This window comes from Roseinatronobacter alkalisoli (genome assembly GCF_028745735.1).
GTDB lineage: Bacteria > Pseudomonadota > Alphaproteobacteria > Rhodobacterales > Rhodobacteraceae > Roseinatronobacter > Roseinatronobacter alkalisoli.
The window spans coordinates 1-1,502 of record NZ_JAQZSM010000106.1; the positions used below are offsets into that span (position 1 = coordinate 1).

Consider the following 1,502-nt stretch of genomic DNA (forward strand, 5'->3'; position numbering starts at 1 on the left):
CGCGTTCTGCTAGACGCCCAGCACTGCGCTGACGGCGCGTTTCCATCGGTCGTATCGTGCCTTGCGCGGGGCGGTTTCCATCTGGGGGGTGAACTGGCGTTCCACGGCCCAGCCTCTGGCGAATTCATCCATGTCCGGCCAGACACCCGCGCGCATGCCTGCCAGCCACGCTGCACCAAGTGCGGTGGTTTCCAGCACCTCCGGGCGATCGACAGGCGCGCCGATGATGTCCGACAGAAACTGCATCGCATAGTCATTCGCAGCCATGCCGCCATCCACGCGCAGAACCGGCTGCGCGCCCTCGCGCAACCAGTCGGCCTGCATCGCTTCCAGCAGGTCGCGGGTCTGGTAGCCCACTGATTCCAGCGCCGCGCGGGCAAATTCCGCCGGGCCGGAATTGCGCGTCAGCCCAAAGATGGCGCCGCGCGCTTCAGGCTTCCAGTAAGGCGCGCCAAGGCCCACGAAAGCGGGCACAAGGACCAGGTCCTGGCTTGGATCTGCGGTTTCGGCCAGGGCCTGCGTTTCCGGTGCCGCGCGGATGATCCTGATCCCGTCGCGCAGCCATTGCACCACCGCCCCCGCAACGAAGATCGACCCTTCCAGCGCATAAGTCGGGCGGCCATCCAGCTGATAGGCAATGGTTGTCAGCAGCTTGTTGGTGGACGCCACAGGCGCCGCACCCGTGTTCAGCACGGCAAAGCACCCCGTGCCATAGGTCGATTTCAACATGCCGGGCGCGAAACACGCCTGCCCGATGGTCGCGGCCTGCTGGTCGCCCGCCACCCCGAGGATCGGAATTTCGCGCCCGAACAGATCCGCGCGCGTGGTGCCGAAATCCGCCGCGCAATCACGCACATCGGGCAGCAATTCCAGCGGGATATCCAGCAGGCCGCAAATGCTCTCGCTCCAGCGGCCCTTGTGGATATCATAAAGCATGGTGCGCGCAGCATTGGTGGCGTCGGTGGCATGCACGCGCCCGCCCGTCAGGTTCCAGATCAGCCAGCTGTCAACCGTGCCGAAGGCCAGTTCCCCCTTGCGCGCCCGTTCGCGCGACCCGTCAACGTGATCAAGGATATATTTCACCTTGGTTGCGGAAAAATAGGGGTCCGCCAGCAGCCCTGTGCGCGCCGTGATCATCGCTTCATGCCCGTCTTCGCGCAGCTGCGCGCAGAAATCAGCAGTGCGGCGGTCCTGCCAGACAATCGCGTTATGGATGGGCCTGCCGGTCTGCCGGTCCCAGATCAGGGTGGTCTCACGCTGGTTGGTAATCCCGATAGCCGCAATATCAGTGGCATGCAGACCGGCTTTCTCAATCGCGGCGCGCGCTGTCGCAGCCGTGGTCGCCCACAGATCGGACGGGTCATGCTCCACCCAGCCAGAGGCCGGGTAATGCTGCGGAAATTCCTCCTGCGCGATCGCAGAAATCCGCATCTGACCGTCAAAAACAATCCCACGGCTCGATGTCGTCCCCTGATCTATCGCAAGTATATAGCCCATGTATG

General features: G+C 63.9%; 1 protein-coding gene. It reads right to left on the bottom strand.

Going from position 1 to position 1,502, the window contains the following annotated elements; all coding sequences use genetic code 11:
- Positions 1 to 9: 9 nt before the first annotated feature.
- A complete protein-coding gene (gene glpK / locus PUT78_RS23510; RefSeq protein ID WP_274354636.1) occupies positions 10 to 1,497 on the bottom strand; it encodes a glycerol kinase GlpK in 1,488 nt (495 codons plus the stop codon).
- Positions 1,498 to 1,502: the final 5 nt, after the last annotated feature.

What these genes read in the sequence shown, in the direction of transcription:
- glpK (WP_274354636.1), bottom strand. Translation starts at nt 1,497, where the DNA reads ATGGGCTATATACTTGCGATAGATCAGGGGACGACATCGAGCCGTGGG.